Source organism: Sphingobium lactosutens DS20 (genome assembly GCF_000445105.1).
Lineage (GTDB): Bacteria > Pseudomonadota > Alphaproteobacteria > Sphingomonadales > Sphingomonadaceae > Sphingobium > Sphingobium lactosutens.
Map to the genome: position 1 here is coordinate 96154 of NZ_ATDP01000098.1, position 17080 is coordinate 113233.

Here is a 17080-nt window from a genome sequence, read left to right on the forward strand (position 1 = left end):
CGTCAGCCCGCCAGGCCTTCGGCCTTTTCCGCTAGGTCGAGCCAGCGTTCCTCCGCCGCATCCTTGTCGGCGCGGGCCTGTTCTATGGCCTTGGTGAGCGCGGCGAATTTGCCGGGATCGCGGGTGTAGAGGGCGGGATCGGCGAGCGCGGCCTCATCGCGGGCGATCGCGGCTTCCAGCGCCTCGATCCGCCCGGGCAGCAGATCAAGGTCGCGCTGATCCTTGTAGCTGAGCTTGGCGGACGCAGGCTTGGGCGGCGGCGGGGGCGCGGCGTCCTTCTTTTCCGCCTTCGCGGCCTTGCGCGGATCGCGCTTGGCGATCCAGTCGGCATAGCCGCCGACGATCACATCGACCGTCCCCGATCCGTCGAGGCCCAGTGTGACCGTGACGGTGCGGTCGAGGAAATCGCGGTCGTGACTGACGATCAGGACGGTGCCGTCATAATCGGCGATGACTTCCTGAAGCAGATCGAGCGTTTCGAGGTCGAGATCATTGGTCGGTTCGTCGAGTACGAGCAGGTTGGATTCGCGGGCAAATTCCCGCGCGAACAGCAGGCGCGAGCGTTCGCCGCCCGACAATGTGCCGACCTTCGCCTCGGCAAGCGACGGATCGAACAGGAAGTCCTTCAGATAGCCGTGGACATGCTTGCGCACCCCGCGCACGTCGATCCAGTCGCCCCCTTCGGCCAGCACGTCGCGGACGGACTTGTCGCCCTGCATCAGGCTGCGCTGCTGGTCGATGAAGATCATGTCGAGCGTCTTGGCGAGCGTCACGTCGCCGCTGTCGGGCGCAAGCTGGCCGGTCAGCAATTTCAGTAGCGTCGACTTGCCAGCGCCATTGCCGCCGACGATGCCGATGCGGTCGCCGCGCTGCACGCGCAGGGTGAAGTCCCTGATGATGGTGCGATCACCAAAGGCCTTAGTGACATGCTCGGCCTTGATGACGCTCTTGGTCTTGCTGTCGTCGCTGGCGACGGCGATCTTGGCGGTGCCCTGCGGCCCCTGCATGGCGGCGCGCTGGGCGCGCATCTCCCAAAGTTTCGCGAGCCGGCCCTGGTTGCGCTTGCGCCGGGCGGTGACGCCGCGTTCCAGCCAGTGCGCCTCGATCTTGAGCTTGGCGTCCAGCTTTTCGGCCGCCCGCGCCTCTTCGGCGTAGACCGCCTCCATCCATTGTTCAAAACCGCCAAAGCCGATCTCGTTGCGGCGCATCGAGCCGCGGTCGAGCCAGAGCGTCTGGCGGGTGAGGCGCGTCAGAAACGCGCGGTCGTGGCTGATGACGATGAAGGCGCCATTATAGCGCGCCATCCAGTTTTCGATCCAGTCGATCGCCGCGATGTCGAGATGGTTGGTCGGTTCGTCGAGCAACAGCAGGTCGGGTTCGCTGGCGAGCGCGCGGGCGATGGCGGCGCGGCGGCGCTCGCCTCCACTCGCCGTCTTCGCCTCGCGCGACAGGTCGATGCCCAGTTGATCGGCAATCGCCTCCACCTCATGCGCCGGGGGCGCATAATCGCCGGCCAATGCGAAATCATGCAGCGTGGCGAAGGGCGTGACGTCGGGGTCCTGTTCCAGCGTGATGACGCGCGCGCCCGGCTGCACCGAGCGGGTGCCTTCATCCGGTTCGATCTGGCCGCCGATGAGTTTGAGCAGCGTCGTCTTGCCCGCGCCGTTGCGGCCGATGAGCGCCAGCCGGTCGCGCTGGCCGACATGAATGTCTATGTTGCGGAACAGCCAGTGCGTACCCTGGCTGAGGCCGAGATTTTCGAAGGAGAGGATGGGAGCCGCCATGGCGGTGCAGCTAGGGGGTAAGGGGCGACAGAGCAAGTGGGGAACCCGAAAGCTGTCGCACGGCTTTCACCGGTGCACAGCGTCCGTTCATCGCATCCCGGCCAATCACGGATGCAGCGAATTTTTGCAGAGGAGACCCGTTGATGAAATCCGCCCTCGCCCTGATGGCGCTTAGCGCCGCCGCGATTCCCGCAGCCGGCCTGGCGCAGACCAGCGTCACCATCGCCGAGACAGCGCCGGTCGTGACGCTGAACGTGACCGAAAGCGTCGAAGCCGCGCCCGATGTCGCGACGGTGGGCACCGGCGTCCAGACCCGCGCGCAGACGGCGCAAGCGGCGATGCAGCAGAATGCGGCGCAGACGGAAAAGCTGATCGCGGCGCTGGCCAGGGCCGGCATCGCCAAGAAGGATATCCAGACCAGCGGCATTAATCTCAGCGCGCAATATGATTATAACAATCAAAATGGCCAGCCGCAGGGGCCGCGCTTCATCGGTTATGAGGCGTCGAACCAGCTGACGGTGAAGCTGCGCGACATCAAGCGCGTCGGCGCGTCGCTGGACGCCATGGTGGCGGCGGGCGCGACCAATATCAGCGGGCCGACCTTCTCGATCGACGACCCGTCGCCCATGCTGGTGCAGGCGCGCGGCGCGGCGATGAAGAGCGCGAAGGCGCAGGCGGACTATTATGCGCAGGCGGCCGGCTATCGCTCCGCGCGGCTGGTGTCGATCAGCGAAAGCAACAGCGGCGGCCAGCCGCCCATGCCGATGATGCAAAGCGCCCGGTTCAAGGCCGATGCCGCGCCGGCGACGCCGGTGGAGCCGGGGCAGGTCAGTGCGTCGGTGACGCTGACCGTGCAATATGCGCTGGAAAAATAAGGCGCTGAACCCGTCCTTATTCCGTGATGCGCCAGCGCAGGGCCGCCCGGTCCGCGCTGGCGCCTTGCGTCAGGCGCACGTCGACGCCACGATCGGCGAAGGGCTGCGTCAGGGCGGGATGATCGTCCCCGCGCACGGCCATGTCGATGGGCAGGCCGACGCGCTGCGCCGCCCATAGCGCCAGCGCCAGCGTTTCAGCATTGGCCGGCGCGCCATCCTCATCAAGGGTAATATCGGGCAAGGGCAGCACCGGCGGTTCGACCTCTATCGTCCAGCCCGGCGCCATGGCGGCGGCGCGCTGTTCGAGCACGCGATAGGTGGCAAGGCCCGCTTCTGGCAGCGGCCGCGCGCGCACCAGCGCCCGCTTGCGCCCGGTGTCGATGGTGACGGCGTCGGGATCGACCCCGGCGATGAGCGCGAGCCGATCGGTCAGGCGATCGACCTGGCCCTGCACCTCGCGCCGCGCGGTCTGGACGGCGAGCAGCTGGGCATTTTCGGTGTCGGTCCCTTCACCCACGCGAATCTGTTCGATATCGAGCGCGACAGGCTGGCCCAGCATGTCGCTGAGCACGCGGCTGGCGCGCGTCGTCGCGTTGCGTTCATAGCGGCTGGTCAGGACGCTGGCGGTAACGGACAGCGGCCGGGCGTCGAAATCTATGTCGAGCTGCGAGATGCGGGCATCATCGGCAAATTCGCGGCGGATGACGTCGCGCGCCTCGCGGGCGGCATTGGATTCCCAGGCGATCTGGCGCAGCGACAGGCCGAGCGGCACGGCGAGGGCAAAGAAGATGACGCCGATGAAGACGCTCTGCATCCAGCTTTGCCGGGGCGAGAGTTCCCGGCCAAAGCCATAGAGCCGCGCCATGATGCCCGCCGCCAGCGCGATCGTCACGAAGTTGGTGAAGAAGAGCAGGAAGGCGCCGCCCGCCACGGTGGCGTTGAGCGTCGCGACACCAAAGCCGACCGTTGCGAGCGGCGGCATCAACGCGGTGGCGATGGCGACGCCCACGATGGTGCCCGCCTTCCCCCGGATCATCGCATAGGCGCCCGCCAGCGCGGAAAAGAGCGCGACCATGAGGTCGAAGAGATTGGGCCGGGTGCGCGCGGCGATTTCCGCCGTCACGGTCTGAAGCGGGGACAGCAGAACGATGAAGGCGGTGAAGAGGATGGCGATGAGCGCGCCGACGGCAAGGGTGAAAAGCGTGCGGCGAATCTCGCGCGAATCGACGGTGGCGAGCGCGAAGCCCAGGCCAACGATCGGCCCCATAAGCGGGGAGATAAGCATCGCGCCGATCACCACGGCAGGCGAGGAGAGCAACAGCCCCAGCACCGCGATGCCCGCCGACATGAGGATCATGAAGGCGTAGCGCGGGCTCCACCCATCATCTTCGCGCACGCGATCGACCACCGCCTGATGGTCGATTTCGCGGATCACATGGCCGCGCCACCAGCGGGGCACGGCGCGCCAGAGTGGCGGATCGGCAACGGGCCTTTCGTCCTGCATCTTCATGACACAGCGCCATAATCGAGCGCGGCGCGGCTTTCCAGCCGCCACCGCGATGCCATCATTCACCACCTGTTCAATGGCCTGCACCTATGGCATGCCCATGATGATGAAGTGGAAAAGCCTGACAGCCGGTGCCGGCATGCTGATGGCCGCGATGCTGATGATCCCCGCCGCCGACGCCGGTGGACGCCGCGATGAACAGGATGCCGCCCGCCGCGCGATGCTGGACGGTCATGTCATGCCCTTTTCCATGATCAAGCGCCGTGTCGACGCCGCCGTGGGCGGCGCAACCTATGTCGGCAGCGAGTTCAACCCGTCATCCAACCGCTATCGCCTGAAATATGTGAAGAACGGAAAGGTCATGTGGGTTGATGCCGACGGCCGGACAGGCGATATTATCGGCATGGCGCGCTGACCCCGCGTCGCATACTGGTCATAACAGAAACGGAAATACACGCCCATGCGCCTGCTGATCGTCGAGGATGAACCGAGCCTGGGCCATCAGCTCAGAACCACGCTGGAAGGCGCGGGCTATGCCGTCGACCTGGCGACGGACGGTGAGGACGGACATTTCCTGGGGTCCACCGAAAGCTATGACGCGGTGGTGCTGGACCTGGGCCTGCCCACGATCGACGGGCTGACCGTGCTCGACAAATGGCGCAAGGAGGGCAAGACCTTCCCCGTGCTGGTGCTGACCGCGCGCGACAGTTGGTCCGACAAGGTCGCCGGGCTGGACGCGGGCGCGGACGATTATCTAGCCAAACCCTTCCAGAGCGAGGAACTGATCGCACGGCTGCGCGCGCTGATCCGCCGCGCGTCGGGCAATGCGTCGAGCGAGCTGACGGCGGGCGACGTGCGGCTGGACACGCGGTCGGGCAAGGTGACGCTGAAGGGCGATCCGGTGAAGCTGACGGCGCAGGAATATAAGCTGCTGAGCTATCTGCTCCACCACAAGGGCAAGGTGGTGAGCCGCACCGAATTGATCGAGCATATCTACGATCAGGATTTCGACCGCGATTCCAACACGATCGAAGTGTTCGTGACGCGCATCCGCAAGAAATTGGGCGCCGACGTCATCACCACCATCCGGGGCCTGGGCTACAGCCTGGACGAGCCGGGCAGATAATCCACCGTTCGTGCTGAGTAGGGATTGAGCGAAGTCGAAATCCCGTATCGAAGCACCTCGCACGAACCCTTCGATAGGCCACTTCGACTTCGCTCAGTGGCTACTCAGGGCGAACGGCCTTTTGGCAAGCGACGCGATATCCCCTCCCCCCGTCCGCTCGACCGGCTCCATCAGCCGGCGCATGATCGGTATTGCCGCGCTGTGGATCAGCGTGCTGCTGATCGGCGGTGGCGTGGCGCTGGACCGGGTACTGTCGGACGCGATCACCCGCAATTTCGACGACGGCATGAATTATGTGCTGACGGCGATGATCGCCGCGTCGGAAATCGGCCCCGATGGCGAAGTGCTGTTCAACCGGGAACTGGCCGACCAGCGATTCCTGGAGCCCAATAGCGGGCTATATTATCAGATCAGCGCCAAAGGACATGAGGATTGGCGGTCGCGGTCGCTATGGGACCGGGCATTGAAGGCGCCGGCCGAGCATGACGACCGCCACCTGCATGTCTACAACAGCAAGCAGTTTCCCGGCGAGGACCTGCGCATCATGGAACGCACCGTGGTGCTGCCCGGATCGGACACGCGCTGGCTGTTCATGGTGGCGCAGGCGCGATCGGGCCTGGACGCCCAGATAAAGACGTTGCGGTCCACCCTGTTCAAGAGCTTCGCGCTGCTGGCGCTGGGGCTGTTCGTGCTGGCGACGTTGCAGACGATCTACGGGCTGCGGCCGCTGCGCAAGGTCAGGCTGGAAATCATCCGGATGCGAGGGGGCGAGAAGAGCCGGGTGACAGAGCCGATGCCCGCCGAAGTGTTGCCGATGGTGGAGGAACTGAACGCGCTCCTTGCCCATAATGAGCGGCAGGCGGAGGAAGCGCGCACCCATGCGGGCAACCTGGCCCACGCCCTCAAGACGCCGCTGACCGTCATCATGAACGCCGCGACCGCCAAGGCGCCGGACCTGGGCGACGCGGTGATCCGCGAGGCGACGACGATGCGGCGGCAGGTGGACCATCATCTGGCCCGCGCGCGCGCCGTCGGCCGCCGCGGCGCGGCGCAGAGCCGGGCCGATGTGTGGAAAAGCCTGGGCGCGGTGGAGCGCGCGGTCCAGCGCCTCTACCCCGACGCGCGGATCGACATGGATGGCGACAAGGACGCGGCCGTCCGCGTGGAGCGGCAGGACCTGGACGAGATGCTGGGCAATGTGATCGAGAATGCCGCCAAATATGGCGGCGGCAGCGTGTTCGCGACCGTGGTCGCCCGCAGCGGCGGCATGGTGGAGGTCCAGGTCGAGGATGACGGCATGGGCATTCCGGAAGAGGAGCGCGTGCGCATCTTCGACCGGGGCGTGCGGCTTGATTCGGGCAAGCCCGGCACTGGCCTTGGCCTCGCCATCGTGCGCGATGTGGCGGAGATTTACGGCGGCACCGTCGCTCTGGAGGAAAGCGAGGACCTGGGCGGATTGCTGGTGCGGCTGCGGCTGCCGGCGGCGTGACAGGGATGAGCAACAACCGTCCTCCCCTCCCTTCCAGGGAGGGGAGGGGAGAAGAAGGCCACATAAAAATCCCATGCGGCGGCAGCTCTATCTTATCGCGGGGTTTCTTTCGATCGGCCTAGGCGCGATCGGGGCGTTTCTGCCGCTGTTGCCGACAGTGCCGTTCATGATCCTGGCGGCCTTCTGCTTCGCGCGGTCCAGTCCGCGGCTGGAGGCGAAGTTGCTCAATCATCGGCAGTTCGGGCCGCATATCCGCCGCTGGCGCGAACGTGGCGCGATCAGCCGGCGCGGCAAAATCGCAGCGGTGGCAGCGTTCGGCTTCAGCATTGCGCTGGCGCTGATCCTGTCGCCCTGGCCCTGGTTCCTGATCCCGGTCGCCGCCGCGCTGATCGGCGGCAGCTGGATCTGGAGCCGGCCGGAGGCGTGAATCTTCATTGCTCGATCAGGTCGAGATAGGCGACGACATCATTGTCGGTGGCGATGAAAAGGCCGTCCTGCATCTCGGCCGGCTGCTGATCGGCGACGCGCAGCGCTTCCGTCAGGGGACCATAAAGCAGAGTGGTGACACCACCGTCATCACCCAGATGATAGAGGCGCACGGTCGCGCCGTCATAGGTGCTACGCATCAGAGGCTTATCGCGGCGGAACGAGTGCGACGCAAGTCAGCGCCGGTCGCTGACCTTCATCGAGGGGGCAAGCTGGTTGCGGCCGATGCGCACGGCATCATCGGTGAAATTGGCGACGAAGGTGGAGCCGCGCTCCAGCCCCGGCACGAAACCGGCGCGATTGCCGTCGATGACAAGGCCCGCGCTGCTGTTTTCCCGGCCTTCGGGCGCGACAGTGATGAAGGCGGACCAGTTATCCTTGTCCTTGCCCTGCACCATTTCATTGCCGCTGATCGTGCCGGTCGCGCCGTTGGACAGGTCGATCATATAATTGGTCAGGTGCCCGGCGCTGTCATCGAAGCTGTTGCCGGTGATGGTGACGCGCGGCGTGCGGGTTTTGAGATAATGGCCGCCATTGCCTTCATCGAACCGGCTGTTGGTGACGCTGAGGCTGGCGAGGCGGCCGATATAGATGCCATGGGCGCAATCGAGATCGCGGTCGCAGCGGCCGAGCTTGCGGAAGGTCGATTTGTCGATGCTGACGCGGCCGCCGGCATAATCGCCGGTCAAAATGCCTTCCTCGCTGTTGCGGAACAGGCTGTTGGTGACGGTGAGGTCGCCGCTTTCGAGGCGGATGCCAGCGCCATTGCCGTCGGGCACGCGGATATTCTGGAAAACAATGCCATCGACGGTGGTGGCGCGGCCGCGCGCGACAAGCGCCCCCTTCCCTTCGCACGGCACGCCGTCGAAGATGGCGGTGCCGGGCTTTGCGGCGCGGATGGTGACGACGCCGCCCTGCTGCACCGCGCATTGGCGATAGGTGCCGGGGGCGACGAGGATGGTGCCCTGCCCATCACCGATCGCGTTCAGGGCGTCCGACAGGGTGGCATAGCCGCGGCCCGAGTCGCTCAGCGTGAAGGGCGCGGATTGCCCCTGCGCGAGCGCGGTCGCGGCGACGGCGGCGGACAGAAGCAGGGCGGTGGACAGGAAGCGCATGGCGCGCTCCTTAGAGGCTTGCAGGCGCGCCGCCAAGCGGGTGCGAACGCCGCCACGGCGACTGGCCTGAAATGGCACAGGCGCGGGGCCAAAGCTGAATGGTTTTCGCGCACGACGCGATCCGGTAAGAAGGGCCAAGACGCGATCCAACGGAGTGCCTGTCCATGCCCAATTCCCCCTGGAGCCATCATCGCAGCGCCAGCCTGTCCGACGACATCGATTTCGAGATCAAGGGCCAGGAATTGCAGTTTCTGGAGATCGAGCTGGACCCGGGCGAGAGCGCGGTTGCCGAAGCGGGTGCGATGGTATGGAAGGACGGCGCGATCAGCATGACGACGGTGTTCGGCGACGGCAGCGGCGGCGCGGACGGCGGCTTCATGGGCAAGCTGCTGGGCGCGGGCAAGCGGCTGGTGACGGGGGAAAGCCTGTTCACCACCGTCTTCACCCATCAGGGCCATGGCAAGGCGCGGGTCGCCTTTGCCTCTCCCACGCCAGGGTCGATCCTGCCGCTCAAGCTCGACCAATATGGCGGCGCGCTGATCTGCCAGAAGGACAGTTTCCTGGCCGCCGCCAAGGGCGTGGCGATCGGCGTGCATTTCCAGAAGCGGATCATGACCGGCCTGTTCGGCGGCGAAGGCTTCATCATGCAGCGATTGTCGGGCGATGGATGGGTGTTCGTGCAGATGGGCGGCACGCTGGTGGAAAAGGAACTGGCACCGGGCGAGGAACTGCATGTCGATACAGGCTGCCTGGCGGCGATGACGCCCAGCGTCGATTTCGACCTGGTGGCTGCGGGCGGCGTCAAATCCATGATCTTTGGCGGCGAAGGCGCGTTCTTCGCGCGGCTGCGCGGACCGGGGCATGTGTGGATCCAGTCCCTGCCCTTTTCGCGCCTCGCCGGACGGATGCTGGCGGCGGCCGGCAGCCGGGGCGGGCAGAATAGGGGCGAAGGATCGTTGCTGGGCGAATTTGGCGACCTGATCGGCGGCAATCGCTGAGCACGGGCGGCGACGCGCGGCCCTTGAAATCGGGTGCGAAATGGGCACATGGGTCCCATGGCATCCCCTTTCGATCCGGCTGACCTGCCCATAGGCGTTTCGATGACGCTGTCGCCGCTCGTGAGCCGGGTGCTGGCGCCCAATCCGTCGCCCTTCACCTATACCGGCACGCAGACCTATGTGGTGGGCGGCGAGGCGGTGGCGGTGATCGATCCGGGACCGGACGACGCCGACCATCTCGCCGCGATCGCGCGGGCGATTGGCGGACGGCCGGTCATCGCGATCCTGTGCACCCATACCCATCGCGACCACAGCCCGGCGGCGCGGCCGCTGAGCACGGCGACGGGCGCGCCGGTCATCGGCTGCGCGCCGCTGACGCTGGAGGATGACGGCCCGCGCGCGGACGCGGCGTTCGACGCGGACTATCGGTCCGACCGGGTGCTGGGCGATGGCGAGACGGTGGAAGGGCCGGGCTGGACGCTGGAGGCGGTGGCGACGCCGGGCCACACGTCCAACCATTTATGCTTTGCTCTGCGCGAGGAACAGGCGCTGTTCACCGGCGATCATGTCATGGGCTGGTCGACTAGCGTGATTTCCCCGCCCGATGGCGACATGACCGCCTATATGCGCTCGATGCAGCGGCTGGTCGAGCGGGACGACGCGATCTACTACCCGGCCCATGGCGATCCCGTCGACAATCCGCAGCGGCTGGTGCGCGGCATGATGGGCCATCGCAAGCAGCGCGAAGGGCAGATTTTGCGGTTCCTGGCCCGCCATGGCGACAGCGCGATCCCCGACATGGTGGCCGAAATGTACAAGGGCGTCGATCCGCGCCTTTATGGCGCGGCAGGCCGGTCGGTGCTGGCGCATCTCATCGACCTTAACGGCCGGGGGCTGGCGGCCCCGGCGGAGGACGGGCTGTGGCGCGCAGCCTGAAAGCCTATGCCGGGCCGGTGGGCGCGGCATTGCTGATCCTGATCGTCGGGGCGGCAATGCTGGTGGGCTGGCAACGCTATAATCGCGACTATGTCGTGAGCGTGGAGGATGATGGATCGGCGGTGACGAAGATCATCGCCGAGCGGATCGCCGGCAGCAGCAGCCTGCGCGTGTCGCGGCTCAACGGCACGATCCAGAGCACCGCGCGCGATGTCCGTGGCTTTGGCTGGCTGAAATCCGACCAGGTGGTCAAGATGCCCTATACGGTGGACTATTTCGTCGACCTGTCGGGCCTGTCCGCCAACGACCTGGAATGGGACGAGCAGCGCCGCACGCTAATCGTCAACGCCCCCGACGTGAAGGCCGACACGCCCAATCTGGACGAGGCGCGCCGCACGCTGGTGCGCACCAGCGGCCTGTTCGTCACGCGCGAGGCTGGCGAGGCGCTGAGCCGCCGGGCGTCGGCGCATGCCGAGGCGCGGGCGAAGGCGTCGGCGCGGTCGCCCGAACGCATGGCGCAGGCGCGCGAATATGGACGGACCGCGCTCGCCAGGCTTATGAGCGCGCCGCTCGCCGCCATGGGCTATGGCGACGCGCGCGTAATCGTCACCTTCCCGCCCGAACGCAAGGGCGACAATCGCGAGCGATGGGACGTCACCACGCCGATCAACGAGGTGCTGGCCAACAAGCGCCAGCAACGCTAGGGCACAAGCCCAAGACCCCGGCCAAACGGGACGCAGGAGTTACAGGGTATGAACGCTTTTTCAGGCATCCCGCAGGGCATCGACCTGCGCGCGGAAATCGACCGGCTGCGCAAGAAACGCAACGCCGTCATCCTGGGCCATTATTACCAGACGCCCGAGATTCAGGACCTGTCCGATTTCGTGGGTGACAGCCTGGAGCTGTCGCGCAAGGCGGCGGAGACGGACGCGGACGTCATCGCCTTTTGCGGGGTGCGCTTCATGGCGGAAACCGCGAAAATCCTGTCGCCCGAAAAGATCGTCGTCCTGCCCGACATGGACGCGGGGTGCAGCCTGGAGGACAGCTGTCCCCCCGCCCAGTTCAAGGCGTTCCGCGAGGCGCATCCCGATCATATCGCCTTGAGCTACATCAACTGTTCGGCCGAGGTGAAGGCGCTGTCCGACATCATCGTGACATCCTCATCCGCTGAAAAGATACTGGCGCAGATCCCCGCCGACCAGAAGATCATCTTTGGCCCTGACAAGCATCTGGGCGGCTACCTTAAGCGCAAGCTGGGTCGCGACATGTTGCTGTGGCCGGGCGTGTGCATTGTGCATGAAGCGTTCAGCGAAACCGAATTGCTGAAACTCAAGGCCCAGCACCCGGACGCGCCGATCGCCGCGCATCCCGAATGCCCGCCCTATATCATCGATCATGCCGATTATGTCGGATCGACCAGCGGCATCCTGGATTTCGCCAAGACCATGCCGGGCGACACGCTGATTGTCGCGACCGAGCCGCATATCATCCACCAGATGCAAAAGGCGGTGCCGCACAAGAATTTCATCGGCGCGCCGGGCGCGGACGGCAACTGCAACTGCAATATCTGCCCCTATATGGCGCTCAACACGATGGAGAAGCTGTATCTGGCGCTGCGCGACCTCCAGCCGCGCATCGAAATGGACGAGACGTTGCGGTTGCAGGCGAAGAAGAGCCTGGACCGGATGCTGGACATGGCGAGCGGCACGGTGGGCCAGGGCGATGTCGGCCCGCGTAGCTGAGGCCTGATCCGCGATGATCGCGCGGCTGCGCGCGCTCTGGCAGGGGACGCGGGCCAGCTATTGGTTCTACCCCGCGCTGTTCACCACCAACGCCGCGCTGCTGGCGATCCTGACGGTCTGGCTCGATCGCCATGGCGCGGCGCAATGGCTGACAAGCCATGACTGGGTGGATGAAGCCCGGCCAGAGGGCGCGCGCAATGTCCTGAACGTCATATCCGGGTCGATGATCGGCGTCGCATCGACCGTCTTTTCGATCACCATCGCCGCGGTCGTTTACGCATCGGGCAGCTATGGCCCGCGATTGCTGTCCAATTTCATGGAGGATCGCGGCAACCAGCTGTCGCTGGCGACCTTCATCGCCACCTTCGTCTATTCGGTGCTGGTGCTGCGCGTGGTGCGCGACGCCTATGAAACGGCGGGCGACCCCGGCTTCGTGCCGCAATTGTCGCTGCTGATCGCCACGGGCCTGATGGCGGCGTCGATCGTCGTGCTGGTCTATTTCCTCAATCATGTGCCGGCCTCCATCCGCATCAACGCAGTGCTGGAAGGGATTGGCGAGCGGCTGCTCCGCAGCGTGCGGGATCGCTTCCCCAGACATTGCGACGCCGAGCAGCAGGACCAGCCGCCACAGGGGACGCCAGTGGCGGCGACCGGCACGGGCTATATCCAGATCATCGATTTCGCCGGGCTAGACCGGATCGCGCGGGACATAGAATGCCGGATCGAGTTGCGACTGCGGCCGGGCGATTTCGTCCATCCCGACGTGGTGTTGCTGGCGGTCGTCGGCGCGGAGCCGGATGATGCGATGGCCGACCGGCTGCGCGACTGTTTTTCATTGGGCGCGATGCGATCGCCCTCGCAGGATATAGAATTCCTGATCGACGAGCTGGTGGAGATTGCGCTGCGGGCGCTGTCGCCGGGCATCAACGATCCCTTCACCGCCGTTACCGCGCTGCACTGGCTGGGCGCGGCGACCGCGCAGATTGGCGCGCGGGACCTGCGCGGCGGGCCGGATCGGGGCGATTATGACTGGAACCGGATCGTGCCGATGAACGACGATTTCGATCATTTCGTGCGGCGCGGCTTTGGCGGCATCCGTGCGGCGGCGGCGACCAGCCCGATCGCGGCGATGCAGTTCCTCGATTGCCTGCTGGGCGTGGGATCGACGCTGAGCCTGACCGGCCGGCGGGCGCGGCTGCGCGAGGAAGGCGCGCTGCTGATGGCGCAGGCGCGGCTGGACCTGGCCGGGCCATCGCTCGATGAACTGGAGGCGCGCTATTGCGATTTCCTGGCAGCCATGAAAGACGGCACCCATGAACGGCTTTCTTCCTGACGCATTTTCGCTTCCCGGCTTCGACCTTGACGCCTTTGTCGCCGCCACCCTGGCCGAAGACCTTGGCCCCGATGGCCGGGACGTCACCAGCGAGGCGGTAATCCCGGCCGACGCGATGTTCGACGGCGTGATGGACAGCCGCGACGCGGTGACGCTGGCGGGCCTGCCGATCGCTGTCGCTTTTTTCCGTGCGCTTGATCCGCAGGTCGACATCGAAATGCTGCACCGGGATGGCGATCAGGTGGCGGCGGGCACCGACCTGATGCGAATCCGGGGCAAGGCGCGCGCGATGCTGACGGCGGAGCGATCGGCGCTGAACACCGTCCAGCATCTGACCGGGATCGCGACGATGACGCGCGCCTATGTCGATGCGATCATGGGCACGGGCGCGACCCTGCTCGACACGCGCAAGACGATTCCGGGCCTGCGTTGCCTTGAGAAATATGCGACGCGCATGGGCGGCGCGACCAATCACCGCATGGGCCTGTGGGACGCGGCGATGATCAAGGACAATCATGTCGCGGTCGCGGGGACGGTCGAGGAAGCGGTGCGCCGCGCGGTGGCTGCCGGGGTCGAGCGCATCATCGTCGAGGTCGACCGGGTGGACCAGATCGAACCGGCGCTGAGCGCAGGTGCGACCCATTTGCTGCTCGACAATATGGCCGCGCCCGTGCTGCGGGGAGCGGTGACGTTGGTGGGCGGACGGGTGCCGACCGAAGCGTCAGGCGGCGTGACGCTGGACACGATCCGCGCCAAGGCGGAGACCGGCGTCACCTATATCAGCGTCGGGCGGCTGACCCAGTCGGCGCCGGCGGCCGACATCGGACTGGATTTCGACTATGCCTAGGCTGATCCTTGCCCTGCTGCTCATACTCGCGCCATCGGCGGCGCTGGCCCAGTCGGCGCAATGCCGGATGCCCGCCACCCTGCCCCGGCCCACGGCCGAAGGGCCGACCGCCAAGGAACCCAAGCGCGTGCTGCCGATCGGCAGCTACACGCTGGCGATCAGCTGGACGCCGCAATATTGTTCGACCGCGCGGGATCGCGGCAGCCTGCAATGCGGCGGGCGCAACGGCACGTTCGGCTTCACCCTGCATGGCCTGTGGCCCGATGGCGTCGGCAAGCAATGGCCGCAATATTGCCGACCGGCCGACCTGGTGCCGCGCGACGTGGTGCGGGACAATTTGTGCGCCACCCCGTCGGTGCAGCTGATCCAGCATGAATGGGCCAAGCATGGCACCTGCATGACGACCAGGCCGGAGCTGTATTTCGACCTGTCGCGCGCTTTCTACCAATCGCTGCGCTATCCCGACATGGGGGCGCTGGCGCGGCGCAAGACATTGACGGTGGCGCAGTTCGCCGCCGCCTTCGCCGCCGCGAACAAGCGGTTGGAGCCCGATATGCTGCGCGTGACCACGGTGCGTGGCAATTGGCTGAGCGAAGTGTGGATCTGCATGGACCGGGCAATGGAATATACGCGCTGCCCCGCGCATCAGGGCGGTGCGCCCGGACCCAGCTATTTGCGGATCGAGCCGGGGCCGAGCATCCCTGTCGCGCGTCCGGCGCGGCGCGGTGAACCCGGCCCTGCCCCCGCGCGCAAGCCCGGCCTGATCCTGGACCTCGACCCCAAGGTCCAGCCACTTGCCAAGGATGGCGAGGCGGACTGATTACTGGTCGATCACCGCCGTCGCGGGATGATGGCGGTCCAGATGCTTACGGATGATGCGCAGATTCTTGGTGTTCGATTTGTAGAGAAAGTCGAAGATATCGCCGGCGAACGGGATCGCGCCGATCAGGGTATCGACGCCCACATTAGCGGCCATGCGCGTCAGATGCCATTTCGACATGCCAAGGTTGCGCGCTTCCCAGACGATCCATGCCCCCATCGCCGCGGTGGCGATGTCGCCCACCACGGGAACCAAGCCGACCAGACTGTCCAGCCCGACGCGGCGGTTGGTGCCGGGGATGACGAACAGCCCCTCCAGCATCGCCTCCATCGCCTCGATCCGGCGGCGCACCGATGCGGGGTCGCGGCCAAAGCCCGGCATGTCCCGCACGATATGGTCGAACTGGTCCTGCGATAACGCCATCAATCGTCTCCTCCACCTCCCCTAATTGGGGGAGGCAAGGAGGTGGTTCAATGGGTGGCGCGCGCGCTGGGAGGGCATGAAGCCGCCAAGGCGGCGCGAGACGAGCGACCAGCGCACCGGCGCGCCCAGCGCAATATAGCCATTATGCCCCTGCATCAGCGCTTCGGCTTCGGCGATCCGGGCCACCCGTTCTTCCGCCGTGCTGGCAAGGCTGGCCGCCTGCAAGGCAGCATCGGCGGCGGCGCTGCAATGCACCTTGCGCGCGCAACCGACGCGGCCAAGATACCAGAGCGCGCTGTCATAAGGGGCGACTTCGTCGATGAGGCGCAGGTCGGCCGAGGCGGTCATGGCGACCCGATCGACGGCAAGGCCGATCGCCCCCAGGTCCCGGCGGAGCATCCCGAACAGCAATGTGGCGCCAGGGCCTTCGGGCAAGGCGATGCGCAGCGCGGGGACATCGTCATGATCGGCGCGCCAGCGCGTGATCGTCGCGCTGGCGCGGGCGCGGCGTTCATCCATCGACTGACTGGCCCAGACGGGCGCAGTCGGGGCGCGGCCGAGGTCCAGGTCCGACGGAACGATGCGATCGGTCGTGGTCCAGCCGCCAAGCGGGAAGAGAGTGGGCAGGACGCTCCGGTCGATCGCCATGTTGATCGCGGCGCGCACATTGTCATCGTCCAGCATCGCGCCGGTGCCGACCACCGCCAGGCCCAGCAGGCCCTGCACCGGGTCAATCTGCACGGCGTCGCGGTCGATGCCGGCGGGGATGAGCAGCGGCACATCCGCGAACCGCCCGCCCAGCATGAGTTCCGAGCGCCCTTCGCGAAAGCGGACGATGCCCAGCGCCGCCCGCTCCGCGCGCAATATGCGCAGGCGGGAAGGCGGAACCGGCTCCTCCTCCGCATCGTCGTCGCCCGTCGAGCGATCCACCGGCGTCAGCATCAGCGCGCCGCCCTGCCGCCGCGCGCGATAAGGCCCGGTGCCGCCATCGCGCGACAGGACTCCCATCTGCGGCTGCGCCAGCATCTGGAGCATATAGGGGCGCGCGGCGGCCATGCGGATTTCAATGACCTCTCCCGTCATCGGCACGACCGCCTGCACCGCATCGAGCGGGCCATCGGGGTCAAGCTGGCGCAGGCTGGTGATGCGCGCCATCAAAAGGCGGGCGACGGCGGTGGCGGTGACGCGCGAGCCGTCGGCCCAGAAAGCGCGGCGCAGGCGAAAAATATAGCTGCGTCCGTCGTCCTCGACGATCCAGCGCTGGGCCAGCCCCGGCACGATATCGCCGCGCGCATCGAATGCGACAAGCCCCTGCGCCGTGCTTTCCAGCAGCAGCTTGGCCGCCGGATCGGGCAATTGCTGCAGCGGTTTTTTGAAATCGTCCCGGTCGCCGACGACGCTGACCACGATCAGCCCGCCATCTTCCTTCGAACAGCCCGACAGCGCGAGCAGCATCGCGCCGAGCGACGGCAGGGCGTGGCGCAGGGCGCGGGGGAGGGAAAGGGCGATGCGCATCGGACGGCAGGAGTAGCGAATGGACGCGCAATCACCAACCCTGGTTCCGCCTGAACCATTGTCATAATTTAGCAACATGAAAGA

General features: G+C 66.3%; 18 protein-coding genes. 12 read left to right on the plus strand and 6 right to left on the minus strand.

Annotated features, from left to right (window positions below; translation table 11 throughout):
* Positions 1-2 precede the first annotated feature (2 nt).
* Positions 3-1784, minus strand: a complete 1782-nt coding sequence (locus RLDS_RS45435) for an ABC-F family ATP-binding cassette domain-containing protein (RefSeq protein ID WP_021227100.1) — start codon at positions 1782-1784, stop codon at positions 3-5.
* Between the two features lie 143 nt (positions 1785-1927).
* Here RLDS_RS45435 and RLDS_RS45440 point away from each other — a divergent pair, with 143 nt between their 5' ends.
* A complete protein-coding gene (locus tag RLDS_RS45440) occupies positions 1928-2659 on the plus strand; it encodes an SIMPL domain-containing protein (RefSeq protein WP_021227101.1) in 732 nt (243 codons plus the stop codon).
* A gap of 16 nt (positions 2660-2675) precedes the next feature.
* On the opposite strand, the gene RLDS_RS45445 is transcribed toward RLDS_RS45440, so the two are convergent.
* Positions 2676-4169 carry a DUF389 domain-containing protein gene (locus RLDS_RS45445; RefSeq protein ID WP_031298569.1) on the minus strand — a complete coding sequence of 498 codons (1494 nt, stop codon included), beginning with the start codon at positions 4167-4169 and terminating at the stop codon, positions 2676-2678.
* Positions 4170-4242: 73 nt separating this feature from the next.
* Between RLDS_RS45445 and RLDS_RS45450 the strand changes: the two genes are divergently transcribed.
* The 4 genes from RLDS_RS45450 (at position 4243) to RLDS_RS45465 (ending at position 7208) form a co-directional block, all read left to right on the plus strand.
* Positions 4243-4581: a hypothetical protein gene (locus RLDS_RS45450; protein ID WP_021227103.1), complete on the plus strand. Its 339-nt coding sequence runs from the start codon at positions 4243-4245 to the stop codon at positions 4579-4581.
* Between the two features lie 45 nt (positions 4582-4626).
* The gene (locus RLDS_RS45455; protein WP_021227104.1) at positions 4627-5292 is read left to right on the plus strand and encodes a response regulator transcription factor; all 666 of its coding nucleotides are present in this window, start codon (positions 4627-4629) and stop codon (positions 5290-5292) included.
* A 181-nt stretch (positions 5293-5473) separates the two neighbouring features.
* A complete protein-coding gene (locus tag RLDS_RS45460) occupies positions 5474-6781 on the plus strand; it encodes a sensor histidine kinase (RefSeq protein WP_021227105.1) in 1308 nt (435 codons plus the stop codon).
* A gap of 73 nt (positions 6782-6854) precedes the next feature.
* Positions 6855-7208 carry a YbaN family protein gene (locus tag RLDS_RS45465; protein WP_021227106.1) on the plus strand — a complete coding sequence of 118 codons (354 nt, stop codon included), beginning with the start codon at positions 6855-6857 and terminating at the stop codon, positions 7206-7208.
* 4 nt (positions 7209-7212) lie between these two features.
* Here RLDS_RS45465 and RLDS_RS45470 read toward each other — a convergent pair whose 3' ends face one another.
* A complete protein-coding gene (locus RLDS_RS45470) occupies positions 7213-7407 on the minus strand; it encodes a hypothetical protein (protein ID WP_021227107.1) in 195 nt (64 codons plus the stop codon).
* 36 nt (positions 7408-7443) lie between these two features.
* Positions 7444-8382, minus strand: coding sequence for a right-handed parallel beta-helix repeat-containing protein (locus RLDS_RS45475; protein WP_021227108.1), 939 nt, complete (start codon positions 8380-8382; stop codon positions 7444-7446).
* Positions 8383-8546: 164 nt separating this feature from the next.
* Between RLDS_RS45475 and RLDS_RS45480 the strand changes: the two genes are divergently transcribed.
* From RLDS_RS45480 to RLDS_RS45510, 7 genes are read left to right on the plus strand one after another with little or no spacing between them, the layout of a single operon-like run.
* On the plus strand, positions 8547-9380 hold the full coding sequence (locus tag RLDS_RS45480) for a TIGR00266 family protein (protein ID WP_021227109.1): 834 nt from the start codon (positions 8547-8549) through the stop codon (positions 9378-9380).
* Between the two features lie 57 nt (positions 9381-9437).
* Positions 9438-10316 (plus strand): MBL fold metallo-hydrolase, encoded by an 879-nt coding sequence (locus tag RLDS_RS45485; protein ID WP_021227110.1) that lies wholly within the window; start codon positions 9438-9440, stop codon positions 10314-10316.
* Positions 10301-11020 carry a DUF4230 domain-containing protein gene (locus RLDS_RS45490; protein ID WP_021227111.1) on the plus strand — a complete coding sequence of 240 codons (720 nt, stop codon included), beginning with the start codon at positions 10301-10303 and terminating at the stop codon, positions 11018-11020. The genes RLDS_RS45485 and RLDS_RS45490 overlap by 16 nt, the downstream gene beginning before the upstream one ends.
* Positions 11021-11068: 48 nt before the next feature.
* Positions 11069-12058 carry a quinolinate synthase NadA gene (gene nadA, locus RLDS_RS45495; RefSeq protein ID WP_021227112.1) on the plus strand — a complete coding sequence of 330 codons (990 nt, stop codon included), beginning with the start codon at positions 11069-11071 and terminating at the stop codon, positions 12056-12058.
* Between the two features lie 13 nt (positions 12059-12071).
* Entirely contained in the window at positions 12072-13391 is a 1320-nt protein-coding gene (locus tag RLDS_RS45500; RefSeq protein ID WP_021227113.1) for a DUF2254 domain-containing protein, read from the plus strand.
* Positions 13372-14238 carry a carboxylating nicotinate-nucleotide diphosphorylase gene (gene nadC / locus RLDS_RS45505; RefSeq protein ID WP_021227114.1) on the plus strand — a complete coding sequence of 289 codons (867 nt, stop codon included), beginning with the start codon at positions 13372-13374 and terminating at the stop codon, positions 14236-14238. Before RLDS_RS45500 ends, nadC begins: the two co-directional genes overlap by 20 nt.
* Positions 14231-15058, plus strand: coding sequence for a ribonuclease T2 family protein (locus RLDS_RS45510; RefSeq protein ID WP_021227115.1), 828 nt, complete (start codon positions 14231-14233; stop codon positions 15056-15058). Before nadC ends, RLDS_RS45510 begins: the two co-directional genes overlap by 8 nt.
* On the opposite strand, the gene RLDS_RS45515 is transcribed toward RLDS_RS45510, so the two are convergent.
* Positions 15059-15481 (minus strand): DUF4112 domain-containing protein, encoded by a 423-nt coding sequence (locus RLDS_RS45515; RefSeq protein WP_021227116.1) that lies wholly within the window; start codon positions 15479-15481, stop codon positions 15059-15061.
* 21 nt (positions 15482-15502) lie between these two features.
* A complete protein-coding gene (locus RLDS_RS45520; RefSeq protein ID WP_021227117.1) occupies positions 15503-16996 on the minus strand; it encodes an ABC transporter substrate-binding protein in 1494 nt (497 codons plus the stop codon).
* Positions 16997-17080: the final 84 nt, after the last annotated feature.